This window comes from Streptomyces sp. NBC_00083 (assembly GCF_026343295.1).
Lineage (GTDB): Bacteria > Actinomycetota > Actinomycetes > Streptomycetales > Streptomycetaceae > Streptomyces.
The window spans coordinates 234,973-257,700 of sequence record NZ_JAPELY010000001.1 but is presented as its reverse complement, the minus strand read 5'-3'; the positions used below and the strand labels follow the sequence as shown (position 1 = coordinate 257,700).

Here is a 22,728-nt window from a genome sequence, read left to right as displayed (position 1 = left end):
CCATGCCCGCTGCGCGATCGGCCCTCAGGGGCTACGTTGAGCACCTTCTACGTGACCAACAGCGACGGCCAGGAGAAGCCTTGGTGCTCCATGTGCCCCACCCGCTCGACGGCGAGCGCGGCCCCGGTGAAGAATCGGCCCAGGACCAACTGGCCGCACTGCTCGGGCGGGCCCTGAACTCCTTCGACCTGCCGGACGAGCTCGTCGAGCGCCTCGACTCCGCGATGGCGCACACCACTTCGCTCCACTCGTCCCTGCACACCTCGGCCGCCGGGCACCGCCTGAGCCGCGAGACCTACCGGCACTGCTATCTGCTCCTGGACGGCACCACCGTCACCCTGTGGGAGGTCGCCCACCACGACGGGCGCGAGTACGCGCACGAGGTGTACCCGGCCGAGGAGGAGGCCCGCATCGCCGCCGCACGGCTGCGCCGCAGGCACCTCCCGCCGGACGGACCGGCCGGCGCCGACGACGAACGGACCGCGCCGAGGGAGGTCGAGAGCCTCGACGCCCTCGGCCACTTCGAGGACTGCTGGGAGGCGGGGCTCGGCCCCGACGCCCTCGTGGAGCCCCGGCGCGGCACCCCGCGCGGCGGGCTCCTCCACCCGTACGCGCCCGACGACTCCGCGGACCACGCGCGGCGGCTGCTGCGCCGGGCCGAGAACCGGGACCGGCCGGGCCATCGCACCGCGCTGCGGCTGCGGGCGGCCCACGCGCACTGGATCAGCCAGGCGTTCGGCAGCCACTGCCGTCCGGCCGGCCAGGACGCCGCGTTCACGCTGTACGAGCACGCGTTCCTGCTGCTCGACGGCAGCGAGCTGAGCCTGTGGGAGGTCGAGCACACGGCGACGCCGGACGGCCGCCACATGTGCGAGGTGTACGGCAGCGAGCAGGCGGCCAGAACCGCCATGGAGCGCCGCGCGCGCGTGAGTTGAGGCCCTGGCGCGGGTCGCTCACGACCCCGCCGGGCCACCTCGTCCGCGGACCGTACGCACGGTCAGGGGCGGCGGGGGTCCAGCTGGCGCATCAGGCCCGCGAAGGCGGCGTGCTCGGCCTCGGTGAGGGTCACCGCCTCCTGCGCGGGCGGCCCGGCCTGCCGGCCCACCGCCCGCAGCGAGCGCATGGCGTGCCACTCCGCCCGGTCGGCGCGCTCCCGGCGCAGCACGCGAACCAGTCCGACGACCCAGGCGACACTCGCCGCAGCGAGGACGGAGAGGCCTATCTGCTGAATGATCGTGATGTTCTGAGCCACGCGACCCAGTAGACAACACCGCCGGGCCGTACGGCAGGGGGTGCAGGGACTTTGGTCCCCAAGTGGTACATGTCACGTCATGACGGCCGAAGACGCCCGGCGTAAGAGGGCGGTGGCGACGGCCCGGGAACGCCCCGCCGCCCTCCCGGTACGCTCCCTGGCATGAGTCCATGGCCGCCGGAACTGGAACCGCTGCCCGAGCCCGAGCCCGTGTTCACACCGGAGATCACCGAGGCGGACTGCCGTAAGTGCGGCACCCGTGTGGCGGGGCTCGACGGCCGGTACGCGTGCGGGGTGTGCGGCTGGACCAACGACTGGTCGGAGGGGCACCGTCCGCTGCCGAGCGGCGAGGACGACCCCGACTACCCGGGGCCGGACGGGCCGGGCAACCGCCTGACGCGCTGAGCCCCGCGCGGGCGGACTCCCCGCGGCGGGGCACCGCGGTCAGGACGCCGGTTCCCGCAACGGCCGCTCCAGCGGCACCGCTTCGGTGACCGTGACCCTCGACGGGGCGAGGTCGGCGGGGACCGGCAGCACACTGCCGGGGAGACGGACGGCGGCGGCGCCGTGCGCGACGGCCGCGGCGAGCGCCCGGGGGCCTTCGCCGCCCGCCGTGAGGAACCCGGCGAGCGAGGCGTCACCGGCCCCGACACTGCTGCGTACGGCGTCGACGGGCGCGCAGGCGAAGTAGGTGCCCGCCGCGCAGACCAGGAGCTGGCCGTCCGCGCCCAGGCTCGCGAGGACGGCGCCCGCCCCCGACTGCCGCATCTCCTCGGCGGCTTCGACCGCGTCTCCGACGGTGGCGAGGGGGCGGCCTACGGCGCGGGCCAGCTCCTCGGCGTTGGGCTTGACCACGTCGGGGCGTTCACGCAGCGCGGCCATCAGGGCGGGCCCCGAGGTGTCGAGGGCGACGCGGGCTCCGGCCTCGTGGGCGCGGACGACGAGGTCGGCGTACCACCGGGGTGCGAGGCCGGGCGGCAGGCTGCCGCAGCAGGCGATCCAGTCGGCGCCCACGGAGTGCTCGCGCACCGCGGCGAGGAGCAACTCGCTCTCCGCCGCGCTCAGTTCGGGCCCCGGTGCGTTGATCTTCGTCAGGGATCCGTCGGGTTCGACGACCGCGATGTTGGAGCGGGTGCGCCCGGCGACGGGGACGACGGCGACCTCGATGCCCTCGGCGGCGAGCAGTTCGGCGACGAGCGCGCCGGGGGCACCGCCGAGCGGCAGCACGGCGAGGGTGCGGTGCCCGGCGGCGGCGACGGCCCGCGAGACGTTGACGCCCTTGCCGCCCGGGTCGACGCGCTCGCCGGTGGCGCGCAGCACCGCGCCGCGGCGCAGACCGGGCACCTCGTAGGTGCGGTCGAGGCTGGGGTTGGGCGTGACGGTCAGGATGTTCATACGGTGACCACGGACGTGCCGGCCGCCTCGATGACGGCGGCGTCCTCGGGGGCGAGCCCGGTGTCGGTGATCAGGACGTCCACGTCGGCCATGTCGGCGAAGCGGGCGAAGTGTTCCTGGCCGTGCTTGGTGGAGTCGGCGAGCAGCACGACCCGGCGGGCGGCGCCGATCGCGGCGCGCTTGACGGCGGACTCGGCGAGGTCGGGGGTGGTGAGGCCGTGGGCGGCGCAGAAGCCGTTGGCGCCGAGGAAGAGGACGTCGGCGCGGATCTCGCCGTAGGCGCGCAGCGCCCAGGCGTCCACGGCGGCCCGGGTGCGGTGGCGGATGCGGCCGCCGACGAGGTGCAGGTCGATGGCGGGGTGGTCGGCGAGCCGGGCGGCGACGGGCAGGGCGTGGGTGACGAGGGTCAGCCCACTCTCCAGGGGCAGCTCGGCGGCGAACCGGGCGATGGTCGAGCCGGCGTCGAGGATGACGCTGCCCTCGGTGGGGAGTTCGGCGAGGGCGGCGCGGGCGATGCGGTTCTTCTCGTCGGCGGCGGTGGACTCGCGTTCGGCGAGGTCGGGCTCGAAGTCGAGCCGCCCGGCCGGGATGGCGCCCCCGTGCACCCGGCGGACCAGCCCGGCCCGGTCGAGTGCCTTCAGATCACGCCGTACGGTCTCGGCGGTGACCTGGAAGGTCTCGGCCAGCGAGAGCACGTCCACACGCCCGCTCTCCCGCGCGATCCGTAGGATCTCCTGCTGCCGCTCCGGTGCGTACACGTTTGATTACGTCCGTTCCCTGCCCGAACTTGTGGTTGCTCAGCCAGGTTACGACCGTGCGGTCGCCCCGTACGTCGATCGGAGGACCCTGCGGGCACAAACGGGCTTCGGCCTCTGGTGATCTTGCCCACGGCGCGGACGCGCGGGAGCCGCCCCCGCTGGAGCGGGGGCGGCTCGCCCGGCTTCGGTTCCGGCTCGGCCTCGGCCTCAGCCGACCGGCTGCGCGTCCTTGGTCAGGTCGAGCAGTTCACTCTCGTCGATCGCGCCCTCGACGTGCTGCTTGGGGCGGGCCGGCAGCGCGAACATCACGAGGAAGATCACCGCGAGGACCCCGGCGACGTACCAGAGCGAGTGCTGGAAGCCGTCGACGAACGCCTGGTTCAGCCGCGGCGGCGTGAGACCGTCGCCGATCGAGCCGAAGAAGACGACGGAGACCAGGCCGAGGCCGAGCGCGTTGCCCATCTGCTGCACGGTGTTGATGAGCCCGGACGCAGACCCCGAGTGCTCCTTGGGGACCTCGGAGAGCACCGCGTCGGTGATCGGGGCGACGATGAGACCCATGCCGAGCCCCATCACGACCAGCGGGAGCGCCATCTGCCAGGGAGCGATGGCCAGGCCGTAGTGGCCGGCCTCCCAGATGTAGATCAGCAGCCCGGCCGCCATCGTGAGGGCGCCCGCCTGGAGGACCTTGCGGCCGAAGCGCGGGACGAGCTTCTGCACGGACAGGCCGGCCGCGACGGAGACGGCGATGGAGAACGGCACCCCGGTCAGGCCGGCGCGCAGGGCGCTCCAGCCGAGGCCCATCTGCATGTAGAGCGTCCACACCAGGAAGAAGATGCCGAGCGCTACGCCGAACGTGGCCTGCACGGCGATGCCCGCGGCGAAGCTCTTCACCTTGAACAGCGACAGCTCGATCAGCGGGGAGCCGTCACGGGCCGCCTTCATCCGCTCGTACGCGATCAGACCGCCGAAGACCACGACGCTGCCGGCCATGGAGAGGTAGCCCCACAGCGGCCAGCCGAGCTCGCGGCCGCGGGTCAGCGGGTAGAGCAGCATGAGCAGGCCGAGCGTCACCAGGACGACGCCGACTAGGTCGAGCTTGAGGGCCCGGGGCGCCTTGGACTCGCGGATGAACTTGGTGCCGAGGATCAGGCCCGCGATGCCGACCGGCAGGTTGATCAGGAAGATCGGGCGCCATTCGAGACCGAACAGGTTCCACTCGGTGAGCAGCGCGCCGAGCAGCGGACCCGCGACGGCGCCGAGCCCCACGACCGCGCCGAACAGGCCGAACACCTTGCCGCGCTCGTGCGCCGGGAAGGTGGCGTGGACGATCGAGAGGACCTGCGGCACCATCATGGCGGCCATCGCGCCCTGGAGGATGCGGGAGGCGACCAGCATCTCCGGGTTGGCGGCGAAGCCGCACAGCGCGGAGGCGAGGGTGAAGCCGCCGATGCCGAGCAGGAAGAGCTTCTTGCGGCCGTGGATGTCGCCGAGCCGGCCGCCGGTGATCAGGCCGGCGGCGAACGCGAGCGCGTAACCGGCGGTTATCCACTGGATCGAGGAGAAGCTCGCCCCGGTGTCCTTCGTGATGGACGGTATGGCGATGTTGACGATCGTGACGTCGACCAGGTCCATGAAGGCCGCGGTCATCACGATGGCCAGGGCGAACCACCGGCGGCGGTCGGCTGCGGCGCTCGCCGCGGCCTCTGGGGTACTGCTGGTCGTGGTGGAAGTCATGGAAGGAAACTAGACCGCCTATAGGTCAGACCGTGTCCTCATTGACCGGGCATCCTGGACGGTATGACGGACACCCCGGCACGGCTGCTGCAACTGCTCTCCCTGCTCCAGACCCCGCGCGAGTGGCCCGGCGGCGAGCTCGCCGGGCGGCTCGGGGTGTCCCGGCGCACGGTGCGGCGCGACATCGACCGGCTGCGCGAGCTCGGCTATCCCGTGCAGGCGGCGCGCGGCGCCGACGGCGGTTACCGGCTCGTGGCGGGCAAGGCGATGCCCCCGCTGGTCCTGGACGACGAGGAGGCGGTGGCCATCGCGGTGGGCCTGCGGGCGGGCGCGGGCCACGCGGTGGACGGTGTGGAGGAGGCCTCGGTGCGGGCCCTGGCCAAGCTGGAGCAGGTGCTGCCCTCGCGTCTTCGCCGCCGTGTCGCGAACCTCCAGGCGGCCACGATGCCGCTGTCCGGCGCCTGGCGCGGCGACGGCGCCACCGTCGATCCCCGCACCCTGACCACGCTGGCCTCCGCCGTCACCGGCGAGGAGCGGCTGCGGTTCGGCTACGTCTCCGGCGACGGCACCGCCACCAAGCGCCTCGCCGAGCCGTACCGCCTGGTCTCCACGGGCCGCCGGTGGTATCTGGTGGCGTACGACGTGGAGCGGGGCGACTGGCGTACGTTCCGGGTCGACCGGATCACCGAGCCGTTCGCGACCGGGGCCCGGTTCGCGCCGCGCGAGCTGCCCGAGGCCAACGCGGCGGAGTTCGTGCGGGCCTCGATGAACCGGCTCCGGCCCGTTCTTCCCGTCCTGGAGATCGACGTCACCTTCGAGGCCCCGGCCGACTTCGTGACCGCCCGCCTGCCCGCCTCGCTGGGCGCGCCCGAGCCCCTGGGCGCGGACCGCTGCCGGCTGCGCACCTCGTGCACCGACTCCCTGGAGTGGGTGGGGCTGCGGCTCGCCCTGGTGGACTGCGCCTTCACCGTCGAGGGGCCGCCCGCGATGAGCGCGTACCTGCACGATCTGGGCGAGCGTCTGATCCGGGCGACGCCGGTTGCGCCGGACGAGTGAGCGCGCCCCGGAACCGCGCCCCGGGAGGGGGAGGAAAAGGGAGGGGCCCCGACACCAGGGGGGGAAGGTGCCGGGGCCGGGAGCCCCAGCACCAGGGGGGGGAGGGTGCCGGAGCTCGTCTTGGGGGTGCGGGGCCTAGGCCGCCGCGTCGAAGCCCGTGTCTCGTGCCATCTTCTTCAGTTCGAGCAGGGCATGCTTCTCGATCTGCCGGATCCGTTCACGGGTCAGCCCGTGTTCCTTACCGACTTCTGTCAGCGTACGCTCCCGACCGTCATCAATGCCGTAACGCATCTTGATGATCGAGGCGGTTCGCTGGTCGAGCTTGCCGATCAGGTCGTCCAGCTCCTCGCTGCGCAGCAGCGTGAGCACCGACTGCTCGGGCGAGATCGCGGAGGTGTCTTCGAGCAGATCGCCGAACTGGGTCTCGCCCTGGTCGTCGACCGGCATGTTGAGGGAGACCGGGTCGCGCGCCCAGTCGAGCACGTCACCGACGCGCTCGGGAGTGGAGCCCAGCTCGGCGGCGATCTCCGTGTGCTCCGGGTCCCGGCCGTTCTCCCGGTTGAACTCGCGCTGGATCCGGCGGATGCGGCCCAGCTCCTCCACGAGGTGGACGGGGAGGCGGATGGTGCGGGACTGGTCGGCGATGGAGCGGGTGATGGCCTGGCGGATCCACCAGGTCGCGTACGTGGAGAACTTGAATCCCTTGGCGTAGTCGAACTTCTCGACCGCGCGCACCAGGCCCGCGTTGCCCTCCTGGATGAGGTCGAGCAGCGGCAGACCGGCCCTCGGGTAGCGGCGGGCGACGGCTACGACGAGGCGGAGGTTGGATCGGATGAACAGGTCCTTGGCGCGCTCACCGGCGGCGTAGAGCGCCTCCAGCTCCTCGCGCGAGGCTCCTGCCGCCTTGCTCTCCACGCCTTCGTCGAGGATCTGGCGTGCGTACACACCGGCCTCGATGGTCTGGGAGAGCTCGACCTCCTTGGCGGCATCGAGCAGCGGCGTACGCGCGATTTCGTCGAGGTACATACCGACCAGGTCTCGGTCGGCGATCTCACCGCTGACTGCGCGGACCCTGCTTCCCGACTCCGAACCGCCAGAGGCGGACTGTCGGCGGGCGACGGCGCGGGTTGCCATGCGTGCTCCCTTACTGAGTGGTCGCGACACCCTCCCGGGTGCCCTGCATCCGATGGAAACAACGGCTGGAATCCGGACAGAATTCCCGACCCGCCCATCCATTTTCGTGATCATGCAGTACCCTGTCGCGCCGCGAGAGGGGGACAGGTGCCGCAGGGCCGTACAGAGGCGCAGGTCAGAGCCGGTACGGAGGCCGTTCTGGTGCCCGCCCTCGGCCTTTACAAGCTCCTCACCCGTGAGACCGCCATCACATGCGCCCCGGCCGCCCTCACCGGCGGCCGAAGCCGGCCGCCGTCGTACTGCCACCCCTGAAGACGGCTCACCCCGCGTTCCGGTTGCTCGCGATGCCCGATTTGTCAGCCGGGCTCCCCCGCCGGGCTCCCGCCCGCTCAGCCGTACTGCACCGACCGCTTGGCGAGCCCCATCCAGAAGCCGTCGATGACGCTGCGCACGCCACCCGCCTCGCCCTCGCTCGCGCCCATCGTCACGAACAGCGGGGCGAAGTGCTCGGTGCGCGGATGGGCGAGGCGCCCGGCGGGGGCCTTGTGCTCGAAGTCGAGCAGGGCGTCGACGTCGGCCGCGGCGAGCGCCCGTGCGCCCCAGTCGTCGAACTCGGCGGACCAGCCCGGCACTTGGCCGCCGGGGTGCCGCAGCGCGGCCAGGTTGTGGGTGAAGAACCCGCTGCCCACGATCAGTACGCCCTCGTCGCGCAGCGGCGCCAGCTTGCGGCCGATGTCGTAGAGCCCGCGGGGGTCGAGGGTCGGCAGGGAGATCTGGAGGACCGGGATGTCGGCCTCGGGGAACATCTCCACCAGCGGGACGTACGCGCCGTGGTCGAGCCCCCGGTCGGGGATGTCCTGCACCGGAGTGCCCGGGGCGCGCAGCAACTTGCGGACGGAGTCCGCGAGTTCGGGTGCGCCGGGGGCCGCGTACCGCACCTGGTAGTAGTGCTCGGGGAAGCCCCAGAAGTCGTAGACGAGCGGCACGGCCTCGGTGGCGCCGAGCGCGAGCGGGGCCTCTTCCCAGTGGGCGGAGACCATGAGGATCGACGTGGGGCGGGGCAGGCCGGCGGACCACGCGGCAAGCTGCGCGGGCCACAGCGGGTCGTCCGCGAGCGGCGGGGCGCCGTGGGAGAGGTACAGGGCGGGCATGCGCTCGGGTCGGGCGACGGTCATGGCGATCTCCGGCTCACTCGCTGACCGGCCGGCGCTCCGGCGGCCAGAGCTCTTGCTTGAACTCTCAAGCTTATGGAGCCAGCGTAACCCCGGACGCGATCTAGTTCAACATTCAAGAAGTGTCCGTACAGTAGATGTATGACCTCGGCACCTAACTGGCTCAGCGACGAGGAGCAGCGCACCTGGCGCGCCTACCTCCACGCCACCCGGCTCTTCGAAGACCACCTCGACCGGCAGCTCCAGCGCGACGCCGGGATGCCGCACGTCTACTACGGGCTGCTCGTGCAGCTCTCCCAGGCGCCGCGGCGGCGGCTGCGGATGACGGAGCTGGCGAAGAACGCGAAGATCACCCGCTCCCGGCTCTCGCACGCCGTCGCGCGCCTGGAGAGCAACGGCTGGGTCCTGCGCGAGGACTGCCCCTCCGACAAGCGGGGCCAGCTCGCCGCGCTGACCGACGCCGGATACGAGGTCCTGGAGCGGACCGCGCCCGGCCATGTCGCCGCCGTACGGCAGGCGATGTTCGACCGGCTCTCGCCCGAGCAGGTGGACCAGCTCGGCGAGATCATGCGGGTGATGGCGCAGGGCCTCCAGCCCACCGACGCGAAAGCGGACCTGCCCTGGCTCCGCTGAGATCGGCGGGGCCAGGGCAGGTCGTGCGTCCGGGGTGCTACCGGAGTCCTCCGGGGTGCTGCCGGGGGGTCAGTGCGCGACCACCGGGATGCGCACCTCGTCCTCGGCGTCCTCGCCCGAGCCCGATCCGGCGACCGGACTCGCGCCGGGGCGCCCGGTGTTGATGAGGGTCACGGCGATGACGGAGGCCGCCGCCAGGATGCCGACGGCCCACCAGATGGCGGCGGTGAAGCCGTGCACCATGGCCTGGAGCTTCAGGAGCTCGGGGTTGGTGGCGCCGAGCGCCATGTGACCGGTGACGTACGCCGTCGTCGCCGAGGCGGCGATGGTGTTGAGCAGGGCCGTGCCGATCGCGCCGCCCACCTGCTGCGAGGTGTTGACCATCGCGGAGGCGACACCCGCGTCACGCGGCTCGACACCGATCGTGGCGAGCGACATGGCCGGCATGAAGGCGGTGCCCATGCCGAGGCCGAGCAGGATCTGCGCGGGCAGGATGACACCGGCGTACGAGGTGTCGACGGAGAGCTGGGTCAGCAGCAGCATGCCGACGGCGGCGGTCAGGAAGCCGGGGCCCATCAGCAGGCGCGGCGGGACCCGGGTCATCAGGCGGGCGCCGATCTGGGTGGAGCCGGTGATCATGCCCGCGATCATGGGCAGGAACGCGAAGCCCGTCTTGACCGGCGAGAAGCCCTGCACGACCTGGAGGTAGTAGGTGAGGAAGAGGAACAGGCCGAACATCGCGATGATCGCGAGGCCCAGCGAGAGGTAGACGCCGCCACGGTTGCGGTTGGTGATGACGCGCAGGGGCAGCAGCGGGTGCCGCACCTTGGCCTCAAGGGTGACGAACGCGGCGAGCAGCACGGCGGACGCGATGAACATCGAGATGGTCAGCGTGTCCGACCAGCCGGCCGACTCGGCGCGGGTGAAGCCGTAGACGAGGGCGACCAGTCCGGTGGTGGACAGCAGCACGCCGGGCACGTCGAGCGGCGAGCGGTTGCGGGTGCCGGCCGGCTCGCGGATGACGAGGTAGGCGCCGACGGCCGCGACGATCGCGAACGGGATGTTGACGAAGAAGGTCCAGCGCCAGTTCAGGTACTCGGTGAGGAAGCCGCCGAGGATCAGGCCCACGGCGCCGCCGCCACCGGCGATCGCACCGTAGATGCCGAACGCCTTGGCGCGCTCCTTGGCGTCGGTGAACATCACCGCGAGCAGCGAGAGCGCGGCCGGCGCGAGCAGTGCGCCGAAGGCGCCCTGGAGTGCGCGGGAGCCGAGCAGCATCGCCTCGCCGGTGGCGGCGCCACCGAGCGCGGAGGCGGCGGCGAAGCCGAGCAGGCCGACGACGAAGGTGCGCTTGCGGCCCCACAGGTCGGCGATGCGCCCGCCGAACAGGAGCAGGCCGCCGAACGCGAGGGCGTAGGCCGTGATGACCCACTGCTTGTTGGCGTCACTGATGTGCAGCGCGTGCTGCGCCGAGGGCAGCGCGATGTTCACGATCGTCGCGTCGAGCACGACCATCAGCTGGGCCAGGGCTATGAAGGCGAGCGCCTTCCAGCGACTGGGATCCGGGGCGAGGGAGAACTGGTCCGGCTTGTCCAGACCGACTGTTTTGGACATGGGGGTAGCCACCTTGGGACGCGGAGTACCGAGAAAAGTGTTGTAACTACGGTTCAGCTGGTTCAACTACGTTGGGTTAACAGGGAGTTGAGAGGGAAAGGCGATCAGCCCCGAAGGACGGTCAACCCTTCCGGAGGTCTGCGAAGGTCGCCGCACTGCCCGGCAGCTCGGACCGCGCCGGGGCCTGAAGCCCGTCGAGGAACAGCTGCAGATGACGGTGGACGAACTGGTCGATGTTCGGACAGGGCGTGCCCGGCAGCGGCCGGGTCAGCTGGGAGAGGGCGACCATGAGGTCGCCCACGGCGACGTCGGTGCGGAGCCGGCCCGCGGCGCGGGCCCGCTCCATGAGCCCCTCGACGTCGCGCTCCAGGCGCGCGCGGGCCGCGTTGAGCTCGGCGCGGTCCTGGTCGAAGGTGTCGGAGAGCATCGGGCAGAGCGCCCCGATCCGCTCGTCGGCGGCGGCGTGCACGAAGCGGCGCAGCGCGTCGAAGGGGTCGGCCTCCTCGGCCGCCGCCGCCTCGGCCCGCGCCGAGACGCGGTCCATGACGGAGAGCACGACGCTGGTGACGAGCTCGGTGCGGTCGGCGAAGTGGCGGTAGATCGTGGCGTTGCCGACGCCGGCCCTGCGGGCGATCTCGTCCAGCGGCACCTCGGCACCGAACTCGACGAACATCTCCCGTGCGGCGGCGATGATCCGCTCCCGGTTGCGCAGGGCGTCGGCCCGCGGACGCGGGGCGCGGCGCGGTTCCGCGGCGACGGGTGCGGCGGCAGTCTGCACGGCTCTGCTCCTTCTTCGTAAAACGGTTCGTCCTGCTGGGAACGGCCCGTACGGATCGACTCGTACGGATCGACTCACACGGAGCGACTCGTAGGGAACGGTCCCGGGCCCGACCGGGGCCCAAGCGGGGAAGCACTCCCCGTTTAGCGGGGACACGTGTTCAAACGGGGAAAGCCTCCCCGTTTATTTCCCGGCCCGGATGTGACCTGCGCCACGCGCTCACTCTGGGGGGATACGTCCCTGGATACCCACATTCGGGCTACCCAGCGCGCGCCTCCGACCCGCCCGACACAGGGTGATCAGACGAGCGCAGCCAGGAACCGGCCTGCTGTCGCGTACCCGAAGGCGAGGGCGTGCGCATGCAGGACGTCAGCCAGTCCCGCCCCGTCCGGGCGCCTCGACGCCGGATACGCCCCAGGCGCCGGACCACCTTCTTCGGCGCCGCTCTCGCCTCGGTCGCGCTCGCCGCGCTGACCACCGGTTCCACCACGCTGACCATCGCGACCCGCGCCTCCGCAGGGCCGGTCGCCGCCCCCGGCGAGTCTCCGCTCGACCCCTGCCGCATCCCGGCCACGCTCGGCGTGCAGATGTCGGAGGGAATGCCGACGCCGCCCGGGTACGCCCACTCCACCGGCATCGTCCGCGCCCTCACGCTGATGATCGACTTCCCGGACGCGCCGGGCAGCGGGACGGCGCTCAGCCGGTACAAGGAGTTCTTCCCGCAGACCAGCAACTGGTTCCGCAACGCCTCCTACGGCCGGCTCGACTACCGCCCCGAGGCGCCGATCCCCCAGTGGCTGCGGATGCCCAAGGCGTTCTCGGCGTACGGGATCGACCGCGGCTCCCCCTACGAGCCGGGCTACCACCGGCTGGTGCAGGACATGATCGCGGCGGCCGGCTCACGGGTGAACTTCTCCAAGTACGACCTGGTGAACGTCCTGGTCACACCGAACGCGGGCCCTTCCGCGCTGGACACGGTCCTGTCGGTGACCTTCTCCGGCAACGAGGACGCCCCGTACGCCGACGGGGTCCCCCTGTCGAACACGTCCTTCGTCTACAGCCGCCAGGACGACGGCTCCGGCTCGTACTCCCAGACCGGCTACCGGGTGCTGCCGCACGAGAACGGCCATGTCTTCGGGCTGCCCGACCTCTACACCGCGCAGGGCGGCGGGGCCGTCGGGCACTGGGACATCATGTCCGAGGACTGGGGCGCCAACAACGACATGCTGGGCTGGCACAAGTGGAAGCTCGGCTGGCTCGACAACAGCCAGGTGTCCTGTGTGACCGGCACCGGAGAGGGCCAGTACGCGCTGACCCCGCTCGCCACCGAGGGCGGCCCCAAACTGCTCTTCGTGCCGGTCACGAAGGACAGCGGGTACGCGGTCGAGGTCCGCACCCAGGCCGGCAACGACGAGGGGGTCTGCAAACCCGGCGTCCTGATCTACCGCGTCGACGGCACCATCGACACCGGCCGTGGCCCGGTCAACGTCTCGGACAGCGAGCCCACCACGGGCGGTTGCACCCGCCGCCCCAACGTCAACGCCGAACTCTCCGACGCCCCGTACGCCACCGGCGAGACCTTCACGGACCGGGCGAGCGGCATCCGGATCGCGGTGACGGGCGTGGACGGGATGGGCAACTACCACGTCAAGGTGACCCGCTCCTGAGGGCCGGGCGCAGCCCGGCGCGGGCTCCGCGCGGGTCGTAAGCGGGGCGCGGGCTCCGCGCGAGGGCTATGCCTCGCCCAACTCGGCCCTCAGCTCCCTCTTCAGGACCTTCCCCGTCGCGTTGCGCGGCAGCAGGTCCTCGCGCACCACCACCCGCGCCGGCACCTTGAACCCCGCCAGCACCCCGGCCACATGGGCCCGGAGCTCGTCCGGGGACACCGGGGTGCCCGGCCGGACCTGCACCACCGCCGCCACCTCCTCGCCGAGCGTCGGATGGGGCACCCCGAGCACCGCCGCGTCCAGGACCGCGGGGTGGTCGTGGAGCACCCCCTCCACCTCCACGCAGTACACGTTCTCGCCGCCCCGGATCACCATGTCCTTGATTCGGTCGACGATCCCGACCCGGCCGTCCCGGACCACCGCGAGGTCCCCCGTCCTGAACCACCCGTCCTGGAAGGCGAGTCGCGTGGCCTCCGGGTCGTTCCAGTACCCGCGCACCAACGACTGTCCGCGCAGCCACAGCTCGCCGATCTCGCCCTCGGGCAGCGCCGAACCGTCCGCCCCGGCGATCCGCACCTCCGTCGCCGGCGTCGGACGCCCCGCACTGTCGGGCCAACTGCGGTACTCCGCACCGTAGTTGGCCAGCACGCCGCCGCTCGTCTCGGTCAGCCCGTATCCGTTGCGCGGCTCGATGCGGGAGCCGTACCGCGCGGAGAGACCGCTCACCAACCCCGGCGGGGCCGCCGCGCCCCCCGTGTTGAGCGCGGCCAGACTGTCGAGCCCGTCCCCCGACTCCTCGGCAGCGGCCAGGAGTTGGAGCGCCGTCGTCGGCACCCCCGCGTAGTGCGTAACCCTGTGTGCACGGATCAGGGCGAGCGCGCGCCCCGCGTCCCACTTGTGCATCAGGACGAGCGCCCCGCCCGCCGACATCGCCGCGTACACCGCGGTGAACGCCGCCACGTGGAAGAACGGGAACGTCATGAGGGTGACGGGGGCGGGCCCCTGCCCCGGCACGACGCCGCGTCCGAGCATCGACATGGCCGCCTGGAAGCGGGGGTTCATCACCGCACCGGCCTGCGCGAGCTGCGTGGCGACGGCGCCCTTGGGGCGGCCCGTGGTGCCGGAGGTGTAGATGACGGTGGCGTCCGCGTCCGGCGAGACATCGACGTCGGGCGGCCCGGCACCCGCGTCGGGCGAGGTCAGCTCGTCGACGTCGTCCCACCGCTCGAACCCGTCCGGCAGCGCGCCGCCCGCATGGTGGAAGACCATGCCGCGCACCTTCCGCGCACGGGCCCACCCGGCCACCCGCTCCAGGCGCTCGCCGTCGACGAGCACCACCCGCGGCGCGCAGTCGTCGAGGGCGTACGCGATCTCGTCGGCGGTCCACCACGCGTTCAGCGGCACCGCGACAAGACCCGCCAACTGCGCTGCCCAGAAGGCGACTTGCCATTCGGGATGGTTGCGCAGGGCGATGGCGGCACGGTCACCCGGGCGCAGCCCGTAGACGTCGGCGAGGCGGCGGGCCAGCGCGCAGGACGCGGCGAAGAACTCGGCGTAGGAGTACGTACGGCCCTCGGCGATCAGGAACGGCCGGTCCCCGAACGCCCACACCGTCTCGGCGAACTCCCGCAGGGTGCGCGGCCCGGTGGCGTATTCGAGGGCGCCCGACTCACCCCGCACGACGGCGAAGGGCGCACCCGGCGCGGTGAGCAGCTCCTCGGCACGGCGGGGCTCGATGTGCGCCGCACCCGGCCGCGCCCCGTCCGGCCGCGGCTCCGGGCCTCCCGACCGCGGCTCCGCGCCGTCCGGCCGCGCATCACCGTCCCGTGCCCCTGCCGCCCCGGTCGCCCCTGTCGTCACCACGGGAAGTCCTCCTAAGCGCCTGCTCAGTCCCAGTGGTCCCCGACGCTATGCCGCTCCCCCGCGCCGGTCAAGGTCGGTGTAGAACACAACCGAATGGGGTAGGGGGCGGACCGGGACGCCGGACCGCGCCCTGCGCGATCATGAGCCGATGACTGCCTTCTACCACGTGTGCTTCGCCGTACCGGACATCGAGCGCGCCATGGCGGACCTCGGCCGGTCCGTGGGCGCGGAGTGGAGCGACCCGGCGGCCGACCGGATCGGCGCGTGGGACTTCCGCATCGCCTTCACCCGCGGCGGCCCGCCGTTCATCGAGCTGATCGAGGGGCCCGCCGGCAGCCCCTGGGACGCCTCGGAGGGAGCCCGGTTCGACCATCTGGGCTACTGGACCAGCTCCGTCGAGCAGGGGACGCGCCGGCTGGAGGGCGCCGGCTTCCCCGCGGACTTCTCCGGCTGCCCCTACGGCCGGCCGTTCGCCTACCACCACTTGGACAGCATCGGCGCGCGCGTCGAGTTGGTGGACGTGACCCGGCAGGCGGCCTTCCTGGAGAAGTGGCACGGGGATGCGGTCCCGCCCGCCCCCATGCCCGTCGTCGAGGAGGGCCGCCACGAGGGCTTCGGCGGACTCGGCGGACTGGAAGCCTGACGCCGGGCGGGAAGCCCGACGGCCGAGGGGAAGCCGGACGACCACGGCGCGCGGCCCGACGACGGCGGGCACCCCGACGGCCGACGGGAACCCGACGCCCGCCCTCACCCCGGCATCACGACCTGGCCGATTCCGTTCGGTACCGACGCCGTGCCGGTCAGGGCGTCCTCCGGGACCGGGCGGTCGGCCTTCAGGGCCGCCCAGACCTTCGCGACCCTGGCCGCGTCCGGCACCAGACGGTCCTCGTCGCCCTGTTCCAGCTGGGCCGGCAGCGTGACCATCTGGACGTCCCGCGCGCCGAGTCCCCGCATCGAGTACGCCAGCGACGCGAGGTTGCCGACGTGGGCGAGGGAGGTGTCGGTGGTCAGGGACTTCGTCGCGGCGTCGGCGGCGTCGAAGAGCCTGGCCGGGTCGGTCAGGAGGTTCCCCCCGGTGATCCGCCCGATCAGCGCCGTCAGGAACTGGTGCTGAAGCTGGATCCGGCCGAGGTCGCTGCCGTTGCCGACGCCGTGCCGGGTGCGGACCAGGTCGAGCGCCTGCTGGCCGTTCAAGTGGTGCTTTCCGGCCGCGAGATGGAGCCCGCTCTCCTTGTCGTCGATGGGCTTGACCAGGGTGACGTCGGTGCCGCCCAGCGCATCCATGAGCTCCGCGAAGCCGTTGAAGCCCACCTCGACGTAGTGGTTGACGCGCAGCCCTCCGGTCAGCGACTCCACCGCCGCGACCGTGCAGGGGGCGCCGCCCGTCTCGTACACGGAGTTGAACATGACGCCTTCGCGCGCCTCCAGCCTGCGGCCGGACGCGGTGGTGCAGGCGGGGCGGTCGACGATGGTGTCGCGCGGGATGCTGACGAGCGCCGCCTTCTTGCGGCCGCCGTACACGTGGAGCAGGAGCGTGGTGTCGGAACGGCCGGTGTCGTCGCCGCCGCCCGCGCGGGTGCCGTTCTTGCCGGCCCGCGAATCGGAGCCCACGACAAGGATGTTGAGGTCGGAGGTGGCCGAGGCGGCCGGGGTGAGCAGCGAGCCCAGCTCGACACCGGTGATGTTCTGGTTCAGCCGGTGCCAGGTGTACGCGGCCGCGCCGCCCGCCATCAGCAGGAGCCCGAGGAGGGAGCAGACCACGATGCGCGTGGTGCGGCTGAACCGGTGGGCCCGGGGAGGCCGGCGGGTCCGGGGGGTCAGGCCGGATCCGGGTGGCGGGAAGGTCCGGCCGGCGCCGGTGGTGCGGGCGCTGCGGCCGAACCGGGGTATCCGGCCCCAGCGAGGTCCGTGTGCCATCCCTCGACTCCGTCCGTCGGCGACCCGAGCAACCCCGAGAACTCCCCCGGAGCTCCGCGAGCCCCAGACCTCAGAACTCGGCATGCGTACGCACAGGGCGTTACCGCACACTACAAGAAAGGTGCATTACCCCGCATAACGGGCAGCTCGGGCTGCCGAGGGGAGACGTCCACAGTGATCTTCACCGCGACGGCAAGAGCGCTGGCCACGGCGCGGGCCCGGCTGATATCCACCCTGACGCCGGGCCGGGCGGCGGCGCGGCCCCGGCCGCCCCGGCGCGGCGCCGCGCCCGCCCTGTTCGCGGCGGCGGCACTGGCCTTGAGCGCCTGCTCGTCGGGCGGCGGCGACCACGCGTCCCCGAGTCCGAGCCCCACCGTCTCCAAGGCCCGCATCACCACGACCCCCAAGGACGGCGCGGGCCATGTGGGCATCACCGTCAAGGACGTCGGCGCGAGCGTCGCGGGCGGCACCTTCACCTCCGTCACCCTGATGGCCCAAGGCGGCCCGGCGCTGCCCGGGGCCACGTCGGCGACCGGCACCTCCTGGCACCCCTCGGCGCCGCTGACCCGCGGCACGGCGTACACGCTGACCGCGGAGGCGAAGGACCAGGACGGACGGACGGCGACCGTGACGACCCACTTCACGACGGTCTCCGCGAGCAACTCGGCGATCGCCTTCTACACCCCGGAGGACGCCTCGACCGTCGGCGTCGGCATGGAGGTCTCGTTCCGGTTCGACAAGGCGGTGAGCGACCGCAGGGCAGCCGAGTCCGCGGTGAAGATCTCGTCCAGCGGCGGCCAACGGGCCGTCGGCCACTGGTTCGGCGACCGCCGCCTCGACTTCCGCCCCGAGACCTACTGGACACCCGGCTCCAAGGTGGACGTCGCCTTCGACTTCGACGGGCTCGAACTGGCCAAGGGAATCTACGGAGTTCAGGACAAGTCCTTCTCCTTCACGGTGGGCCGCGAGCAGATCTCCACCGTGGACGCGGCCACCGAGGAGATGACCGTCCAGCAGAACGGCGCCACGATCAGGACGGTGCCGGTCTCCACCGGTTCGCCGCAGTACGCCACGTACAACGGCACGATGGTCATCAGCGAGCAGGACCGGCAGACCAAGATGAACAGCACGACGGTGGGTCTGGGCGACGAGTACGACATCCCCGACGTGCCGCACGCCCAGCGGCTCACCAACTCCGGCACCTTCATCCACGGCAACTACTGGGCCGCGCCCACGACGTTCGGCGCCCGCGCGTCGAGCCACGGCTGCATCGGCATCCAGGACACCCAGGGCGGCGCCGACCCGGACGCGCCCGCGGCCTGGTTCTACGCCAACTCCCTGCTCGGCGACGTGGTGATCGTCCAGAACTCCACGGGCGGCGGCACGGTCGCCCCGGACAACGGCCTCAGCGGCTGGAATTTGCCGTGGGCGCAGTGGACTGCGGGGAGCGCGGTCGCCTAGCGGGCACCGAGGGAGCCCGGCCTAGGCCTTCGGGCCGAGCCCGGCGCCGTCCGACAGCGGGGCCGGCCCTGATCCCGCACGCCCCCACACCCCGAATTCCTTCCCCCCTCCCTCCCCGCCAGCGAGCCCACACCCTGATCCGCTACCCTGTCCAGGTCTGCCATCGGCAGCACGCCTCCGTAGCTCAGGGGATAGAGCACCGCTCTCCTAAAGCGGGTGTCGCAGGTTCGAATCCTGCCGGGGGCACCAGCAAAAAGACCACACCTGAACGTTCAGGTGTGGTCTTTTACATCCACGGATGACATCAACGAGGGCGGTCACCGACGGCCGGGTCGCTTCCTGAGCAGCCGGTCCATGTGGCTCATGGCCTCGCGCTGTGTGTCCCTCACGACGTGCGTGTACACGTCCATGGTGATGCTGATCTGGCTGTGCCCGAGGATCTCCATCACAACGCGGGGCGCGACGCCGGCTGCGGTAAAAAGCGTCGCCGTGCCGTGGCGAGCATCGTGCAGACGCACCACGCGGAGACCGGCGTCCTGGGCGACGCGGGTGAAGGACCGGTAGACGTTCCTCGGCTCGACCTGCCGACCGTTGCGGGTCGTGAAGACATAACCGGACTCCTGCCACCTCTCCCCCGCTTTGGTCCGAGCAGCTGCCTGCCGCATCCGATGCCACCGCAAGGGAGCGATGCACAGCCCAGGAAGCGGTACAGCCCGCCGCCGGCGGCTCTTGGGGTCGTCGTCGTACAGCACGCCCCGGCGGCGCTGCGTCTGGTTGCGGACGTACAGCACCCGGTTGTCGAGGTCGGCGTCGGACCAGCGAAGGCCCACGATCTCACCACGACGCAGTCTCATGGCGATGGCGAGCACGAAGGCCGGGGATGAAGCGACTCGTACAGGAGCTGCCGCCAGTGGGGACGACTGTCGACCTAGTCATAGGCGAGGTACGCGATTGGCACAGCAAGCCGTGGATATGGGTCGACCTCACCGCACCCAGCCCCGCCGAAGACTGACCGTGCCCCCGGCGTGCCCGATAGACCGGGAACTCACGGGGAATCACGGTCACGAGCGGGACCACGCACGACGAAGGCCCCCGACCGATGTTCTTGGTCAGGGGCCTTCAACCACTGCAGTGGGGCAGTGGGTGTGGGATTTGAACCCACGGTGACTCGCGCCACGGCGGTTTTCAAGACCGTCTGCGACCAGACTCGACCGTTGAGACTTCGAAGACCTATCACTCACGGAGCGCCAACAAGGCCGGGCTACGCGGGATACCCCGATAAACGGCAAACGGAATGATAGAAAATCCAGGGTACTGAGGGAGATCCACAAAGCCAAGACCTCCCAAATGCTTCATGAGTGCATTGATCCCTTCGGCCAAACTGCCACGATCCACGGCGCCACCTGGCCGCACGAAATCCATGTCCGGCATTGATGTGTCTTCTGGGCCGTAACTTCCAATGCTGCCGACCATCGTCCACTCCTGTCGCTCCATTCCGTAGCGAGCGAATAGGACGTCGGCCTCAGTGTCTAGGTACTGTCGGCCTTCTTGCAGGCGGGCGCTAATCAGAGCCTCTCCGGAATCCACCGGGAAAAGGTTGAGGTGGAGACCAGGAGTAAATACGCCTCTTGCTACGCGAGTGATAGCGCGAAGCGACTTCCCGTCGGCGCCGCTAGGCCCCTCAAAATCCGGGATCGAGTCCTCTAGTTGGCGTTCATGGTATGTCGGATCCTGCTTACCAGGTCGCGGACTAGAACCCTTAGACTTTCCCTTCCCGGGAGGGATAGGAGGGGCTGCTGGTCCGAAGTCGACCCCTAGCCCTTGTAGGCCCAGAGCCACTGAGGCAAAGCCAGCGAAGACGCTTGCCGTGTAGCGGGCGTCGGTGAGTGACCCCATCGCCGTGACGCGAACCAGGGAACCGGGGGGAGCGATTTTCTTCAAGTTCCCAGAAGTCCATTCCAGGCCTTCGGAAACTTCTTCCGAAATATCTCGCAACAGACCCTGTGCTTCCAGTTCATCTTCGAGGGTGGGGAAAATTGCGTCACCTAGCGACTTCTGCGTGTATCTCTCCCCTCCAGTCACCTGGAGGTGTTGCGCAACACTTCTTGGGCCGACTGTATTCCGTTTCTCATGTCGACTCGTTTCGTGCTCTTCTTCCGCAACTCCCCCGGCGAGTTGAGCCAGCATAGCTCTCACCTTGTCGGTATCTACATACAGGAATTCGCGCAGAATCACACTATCTCCCTCAAGTGGGACTTTGAGACGGATGATATCCCTCCCGGTCTCATACTTTCGCCCGTTTCTAGGAACTAGCTCTCGGCACCTGGAGTGATGGGCTTCCGAAGAGACGTTCGCTGATCCCGTGTACAGGGAGCCCGTCGTCGGGTCGTGCCATTTCGGGCGATCAACCACGGTCAACGACAGCCACCGCAGCCGAGATGCACCGTTCGCTGGGGCTGCCGCCACAGCCTTAGTGAACTTGGTGAACACGCCGTCAACCACGTCCGCCCTTACAAAGCGGCGGCGTTCGGTAGGCGGCTAGGGCCTGTCCGACGGATCTTGTCGCGGACGCGGGGTCTGGCACGCCGACCTGATCCGCCGGACAGGCCCTAGAAGCACCCCAGCGCGGTGCCGACGACGACGGCCAGGGTCACCGTCGCGGCGAAACCCACGCCGGCCTGGCGGACGGCTGCCGCAGGCGGGGCGCCGCCGAGCCGGGCGAGGAATCCGGCGACCGCGCCGACGAGGGCCCCGAGGAGCAGGGCGACCAGGACGAGAAGGGCTCTGATCACATGCACATCGCTCATGCCCTTCACGGTCCTCGGTCGGTACACGCCCAACTCCTTTCATTTCGCGGGGTTCTAACCTGGCACGTATGCCGAGGACCCCACCGAGCAGTACAGACCGGGCACTTCTCGCCGCCGTGGCCGACCGCGGTGTCGCGCTGACCTACCCCCGGCTCGAAAGGCTGCGCACCGCCGGTCTCCTGCCACGCAACACGCGGCACGGGCTCGGCCGCGGACACGGCTCGCGTTCCGAGCCTGCCGCGGATCTGGTCAATTATCTGGAAGCGCTGGCCCCGCTGACGGGGCAGGGACGTTCGGCGCACCGTGCGGTCCTCGGCATGTTCCTGGCCGGCGCGGTGCGGCCCTCTTCCTGCGGGAGCGCCGACGAACCATATGCCACCTACGAGAAGGCGCTGCGCCGGGCGTTCCGAACCGAGATCGGTAGGGCGGACTCCGACGTCAACCACATCGCCGCCCTCACCGAAGGCGCCCTTCCGGAAAGCCCTCTTCCCGACGGGCCTGCTCCCGAAGAGGCTACGGAGGCCGGCCTCGACCGGGCCTTCGCCGCGGCGGAATCGGCTGCCGCACAACACGTCACCAGACGCCGCGTCCGGCTGGACCGGGCGGCCTCGGCGTGGGGCGGGCTCACCGCGCGCACCCGTGAGCAGATGCTCCGGGAGGAGGAGCAGTCCTTGCTCGCCGCAGCCGAACTGGTCGCCCCGGAGTGGCAACATGCCCGGGGGGAGAGCGCCGTCCCACCGTTCCCGGCCGACGCGGGGCGCCCGTTGGACGCGGGCATCTTCACCGCAGCGCGCGACACCTGCGACTGCCGCTCCCTGACAACCCGCATGCCGACGTCGTGCGCCGGCCGGCATGACATCCTCGACGCGGTCTGCTTCTGCCGGCTCGACCAGGCGCGGGCCGTCGGCGGCTCGGTCTGCTCCATGGTGACCGCCCTTCGCGATGCCGCGCTCGCCTCACCGGACGATCCCGTCCCGCAGGCCGCGATGGCTCTCTGCTCGCGGACGGTGTTCCGGCTGCTGCTGCGCCACGGCCCACAGCTATCCCTGCAACGCCCCGAGTCCATCGTTTCGTTGACGCTGTTCTTCCTTCAGGACTGCCGGTGGCTGCGCTCCGGGGCGGCCCTGCTGATGCAGCTCGCCTTGTGGCGCATACCTGCGGCCGGGGGCGACACGGCCCGGGTCGCGGCCGTCTTCCGCGCCCTGGACGAGGAGCTGCCGCGCCCTCACATGCTGCGGTCGCAGGGCGGCACGGGCCTGCTGCTCTCCCTGGACGGCATACTGCACTCGGCGAGGCTGCTGGGCGTCTCCGGCCCGGCGAACGAGTCTCATCCCGCGGCGAGTTAAGCGAGCTCGGCAGCGCGCACGAGAGTTGGACGTCAGCGCGTAGACCGTCTACCGATCTGACATCACCAGATGACATCAACGATGGCGGACGATGACATACGGCGGTGGCTGCGGCCGGATCCATGGGCGACCAGCAGG

20 protein-coding genes, 2 tRNA genes and 1 pseudogene are annotated in these 22,728 nt (G+C 71.1%); 9 read left to right on the top strand and 14 right to left on the bottom strand.

Annotated elements, in window-relative coordinates:
- The first annotated feature begins 83 nt into the window (after positions 1 to 83).
- Complete coding sequence (locus OOJ98_RS01195) at positions 84 to 935, top strand: DUF6227 family protein (protein ID WP_267052729.1); 852 nt, start codon at positions 84 to 86, stop codon at positions 933 to 935.
- 62 nt (positions 936 to 997) lie between these two features.
- Here the strand turns inward: OOJ98_RS01195 and OOJ98_RS01190 are convergent, their stop codons facing one another.
- On the bottom strand, positions 998 to 1,252 hold the full coding sequence (locus OOJ98_RS01190) for a hypothetical protein (protein ID WP_267052728.1): 255 nt from the start codon (positions 1,250 to 1,252) through the stop codon (positions 998 to 1,000).
- Between the two features lie 162 nt (positions 1,253 to 1,414).
- On the opposite strand from OOJ98_RS01190, the gene OOJ98_RS01185 reads away from it, so the two are divergent.
- On the top strand, positions 1,415 to 1,657 hold the full coding sequence (locus tag OOJ98_RS01185) for a hypothetical protein (protein ID WP_267052727.1): 243 nt from the start codon (positions 1,415 to 1,417) through the stop codon (positions 1,655 to 1,657).
- Positions 1,658 to 1,696: 39 nt separating this feature from the next.
- Here OOJ98_RS01185 and pfkB read toward each other — a convergent pair whose 3' ends face one another.
- The 3 genes from pfkB to OOJ98_RS01170 all read right to left on the bottom strand — a co-directional run bounded on the left by pfkB (position 1,697) and on the right by OOJ98_RS01170 (position 5,142).
- Entirely contained in the window at positions 1,697 to 2,647 is a 951-nt protein-coding gene (gene pfkB, locus OOJ98_RS01180) for a 1-phosphofructokinase (RefSeq protein WP_267052726.1), read from the bottom strand.
- A complete protein-coding gene (locus tag OOJ98_RS01175; protein WP_267052725.1) occupies positions 2,644 to 3,405 on the bottom strand; it encodes a DeoR/GlpR family DNA-binding transcription regulator in 762 nt (253 codons plus the stop codon). The genes pfkB and OOJ98_RS01175 overlap by 4 nt, the downstream gene beginning before the upstream one ends.
- Before the next feature lie 207 nt (positions 3,406 to 3,612).
- Positions 3,613 to 5,142, bottom strand: a complete 1,530-nt coding sequence (locus tag OOJ98_RS01170) for an MFS transporter (RefSeq protein WP_267052724.1) — start codon at positions 5,140 to 5,142, stop codon at positions 3,613 to 3,615.
- Positions 5,143 to 5,205: 63 nt separating this feature from the next.
- Between OOJ98_RS01170 and OOJ98_RS01165 the strand changes: the two genes are divergently transcribed.
- On the top strand, positions 5,206 to 6,198 hold the full coding sequence (locus OOJ98_RS01165) for a YafY family protein (protein ID WP_267052723.1): 993 nt from the start codon (positions 5,206 to 5,208) through the stop codon (positions 6,196 to 6,198).
- Positions 6,199 to 6,333: 135 nt separating this feature from the next.
- Here the strand turns inward: OOJ98_RS01165 and OOJ98_RS01160 are convergent, their stop codons facing one another.
- Complete coding sequence (locus OOJ98_RS01160) at positions 6,334 to 7,332, bottom strand: RNA polymerase sigma factor RpoD/SigA (RefSeq protein WP_267052722.1); 999 nt, start codon at positions 7,330 to 7,332, stop codon at positions 6,334 to 6,336.
- A gap of 389 nt (positions 7,333 to 7,721) precedes the next feature.
- Entirely contained in the window at positions 7,722 to 8,507 is a 786-nt protein-coding gene (locus tag OOJ98_RS01155; protein ID WP_267052721.1) for a dioxygenase, read from the bottom strand.
- 138 nt (positions 8,508 to 8,645) lie between these two features.
- On the opposite strand from OOJ98_RS01155, the gene OOJ98_RS01150 reads away from it, so the two are divergent.
- Entirely contained in the window at positions 8,646 to 9,137 is a 492-nt protein-coding gene (locus OOJ98_RS01150) for a MarR family winged helix-turn-helix transcriptional regulator (protein WP_267052720.1), read from the top strand.
- A 69-nt stretch (positions 9,138 to 9,206) separates the two neighbouring features.
- Here the strand turns inward: OOJ98_RS01150 and OOJ98_RS01145 are convergent, their stop codons facing one another.
- A complete protein-coding gene (locus tag OOJ98_RS01145) occupies positions 9,207 to 10,751 on the bottom strand; it encodes an MFS transporter (protein WP_267052719.1) in 1,545 nt (514 codons plus the stop codon).
- Between the two features lie 121 nt (positions 10,752 to 10,872).
- On the bottom strand, positions 10,873 to 11,529 hold the full coding sequence (locus OOJ98_RS01140; RefSeq protein ID WP_267052718.1) for a TetR/AcrR family transcriptional regulator: 657 nt from the start codon (positions 11,527 to 11,529) through the stop codon (positions 10,873 to 10,875).
- Between the two features lie 359 nt (positions 11,530 to 11,888).
- On the opposite strand from OOJ98_RS01140, the gene OOJ98_RS01135 reads away from it, so the two are divergent.
- The gene (locus tag OOJ98_RS01135; RefSeq protein WP_267055457.1) at positions 11,889 to 13,196 is read left to right on the top strand and encodes a M6 family metalloprotease domain-containing protein; all 1,308 of its coding nucleotides are present in this window, start codon (positions 11,889 to 11,891) and stop codon (positions 13,194 to 13,196) included.
- A gap of 66 nt (positions 13,197 to 13,262) precedes the next feature.
- Here OOJ98_RS01135 and OOJ98_RS01130 read toward each other — a convergent pair whose 3' ends face one another.
- Positions 13,263 to 14,933 carry a class I adenylate-forming enzyme family protein gene (locus OOJ98_RS01130; protein WP_267055456.1) on the bottom strand — a complete coding sequence of 557 codons (1,671 nt, stop codon included), beginning with the start codon at positions 14,931 to 14,933 and terminating at the stop codon, positions 13,263 to 13,265.
- 274 nt (positions 14,934 to 15,207) lie between these two features.
- Between OOJ98_RS01130 and OOJ98_RS01125 the strand changes: the two genes are divergently transcribed.
- Positions 15,208 to 15,702, top strand: coding sequence for a VOC family protein (locus OOJ98_RS01125; RefSeq protein WP_267052717.1), 495 nt, complete (start codon positions 15,208 to 15,210; stop codon positions 15,700 to 15,702).
- Positions 15,703 to 15,806: 104 nt separating this feature from the next.
- On the opposite strand, the gene OOJ98_RS01120 is transcribed toward OOJ98_RS01125, so the two are convergent.
- Positions 15,807 to 16,976: an LCP family protein gene (locus OOJ98_RS01120; RefSeq protein WP_267052716.1), complete on the bottom strand. Its 1,170-nt coding sequence runs from the start codon at positions 16,974 to 16,976 to the stop codon at positions 15,807 to 15,809.
- A gap of 174 nt (positions 16,977 to 17,150) precedes the next feature.
- Here OOJ98_RS01120 and OOJ98_RS01115 point away from each other — a divergent pair, with 174 nt between their 5' ends.
- Together OOJ98_RS01115 and OOJ98_RS01110 are read left to right on the top strand one after the other, a co-directional pair.
- Positions 17,151 to 18,437 carry an Ig-like domain-containing protein gene (locus OOJ98_RS01115; protein WP_267052715.1) on the top strand — a complete coding sequence of 429 codons (1,287 nt, stop codon included), beginning with the start codon at positions 17,151 to 17,153 and terminating at the stop codon, positions 18,435 to 18,437.
- A 173-nt stretch (positions 18,438 to 18,610) separates the two neighbouring features.
- Positions 18,611 to 18,686, top strand: a tRNA-Arg gene (locus OOJ98_RS01110).
- A 68-nt stretch (positions 18,687 to 18,754) separates the two neighbouring features.
- Here the strand turns inward: OOJ98_RS01110 and OOJ98_RS01105 are convergent.
- From OOJ98_RS01105 to OOJ98_RS01090, 4 genes and pseudogenes are all read right to left on the bottom strand, one after another.
- Positions 18,755 to 19,312: pseudogene (locus OOJ98_RS01105) on the bottom strand (tyrosine-type recombinase/integrase); the annotation flags it as partial.
- Positions 19,313 to 19,574: 262 nt separating this feature from the next.
- Positions 19,575 to 19,679: transfer RNA gene (locus OOJ98_RS01100), tRNA-OTHER, on the bottom strand.
- Positions 19,671 to 20,927 (bottom strand): hypothetical protein, encoded by a 1,257-nt coding sequence (locus OOJ98_RS01095; protein ID WP_267052714.1) that lies wholly within the window; start codon positions 20,925 to 20,927, stop codon positions 19,671 to 19,673. The genes OOJ98_RS01100 and OOJ98_RS01095 overlap by 9 nt, the downstream gene beginning before the upstream one ends.
- A 119-nt stretch (positions 20,928 to 21,046) precedes the next feature.
- A complete protein-coding gene (locus OOJ98_RS01090; protein WP_267052713.1) occupies positions 21,047 to 21,271 on the bottom strand; it encodes a hypothetical protein in 225 nt (74 codons plus the stop codon).
- A gap of 41 nt (positions 21,272 to 21,312) precedes the next feature.
- Between OOJ98_RS01090 and OOJ98_RS01085 the strand changes: the two genes are divergently transcribed.
- The gene (locus tag OOJ98_RS01085; RefSeq protein ID WP_267052712.1) at positions 21,313 to 22,590 is read left to right on the top strand and encodes a hypothetical protein; all 1,278 of its coding nucleotides are present in this window, start codon (positions 21,313 to 21,315) and stop codon (positions 22,588 to 22,590) included.
- The last annotated feature ends 138 nt before the right edge of the window (positions 22,591 to 22,728 follow it).